The sequence below is a fragment of the Salinivibrio sp. MA427 genome (assembly GCF_001996115.1).
Lineage (GTDB): Bacteria > Pseudomonadota > Gammaproteobacteria > Enterobacterales > Vibrionaceae > Salinivibrio > Salinivibrio costicola.
On the sequence record NZ_MUFH01000467.1, the window covers coordinates 1 to 1,337 of the forward strand.

Here is a 1,337-nt window from a genome sequence, read left to right on the forward strand (position 1 = left end):
TGTCGGAAGGGCTCGAATCCCCTCTGATGTTACTTGCAAGCTTTCTAACGATTGACGCAAATTTGCTTACAGCGCCAGCTTGCCTAAGTTCTTGCTTCGATAAATGTCTTCCCCCAGAGTTTAAGCGCCGGAATACTTCGTCAATATGGCTTTCACCAGATTCTTGAAATACTGAGAGAGGAACTTGGTACCGCACAATGTCGGCACAAACTTTCCTGTCTAATATATCTTTCTTCTGCTCTATAACCTCATTATCTTTCAAGATCTTAGTATCAGCCATTGTGTCCAAGTCAAAATATTGACCATCCAAATCAAACTCTTGGTCAATAAAAGACATTATGGCGTTTATCCTTTGCATGCCATCAATAATTTCCAACTTTCTTTCAGCCCCATTGGTAATCTCAGCTAAAAGAACCAATGGTACTGGGTACCCGTTAACGATGGAGTTAATAAATGAGCGCTTTTCTTCTACGGTCCAAACCAGTTTTCTCTGGTAACGGCGATTTACAAGAAATATCTCTTTGAGGTAGGAGCCGTATAAACTCTGGATACTCTCTCCCTTTATCGACAACCCTGACTTATCACTCACTTATTAGTCTCCTTTATAGTGTCACTTGTTTATTACGAAATACCATAACGCTCGCCATCACCGGTTACAAAACCGACGCGAAGCAGAGTTTTTGGCATCCGTTGCATGGCCTGGTTATGTTCTCTATTGCCGATGATCAACCCATTCAATTTGTTTAGACTCTTCATTCATACGCACAAGAATTGTTCGACCGGGAGGTTGAATATCGGTGTCAAAACCGATGTCTCCTAGCACCTTCACACCCTCATGATAGTCGTTCAAGAAATTCAGGAACGAGCAGACGATATGTTCGTAGTCGGGCTGATAGCTGGGCTTGGGTAACAGTAGCTTAAACGTATTACCATCATTGGATTCTGCATAGATTGAAAGCGCTAGAGAATACGGGCTGTCCTCACGAAGCTTGCCCTTCGTACCCAAAAGTACCGGCTCAAGCCGTGGGGACTCCATAGTCTTAGCCGCTGTTTTCGACAGTTTCGACTTAAGAAGTTGATAGTGGTCTTTGCCAGCCTCTTTTAGAAAGCCATCGAAATAAGATTTTGCAACGAAGAAAACTATGGCTGTCGGAATGAACCACTCTACTCCGGCGTTGTGTCCAGCAGCAGGACGTGCTTCAACGGCAACATCTAAACCAGAGACAGAAACAGCATCCTTGAATTCTAAGAACTGCTCGTCTGGAATCCCTTCTTCAAATACGACTGCCAAATCAGGCTTTTTCATTCTTCCCCCAGAACATAACATTGCATTAGTG

General features: G+C 43.5%; 2 protein-coding genes. Both read right to left on the minus strand.

Annotated features, from left to right (window positions below; genetic code table 11):
* A partial coding sequence (locus BZG79_RS15635) for a DUF262 domain-containing protein (RefSeq protein ID WP_199878072.1) occupies positions 1-589 on the minus strand: 589 nt, incomplete at its 3' end.
* Positions 590-712: 123 nt separating this feature from the next.
* On the minus strand, positions 713-1,337 hold a 625-nt coding region (locus BZG79_RS15640; RefSeq protein ID WP_206779511.1), incomplete at its 5' end, for a hypothetical protein.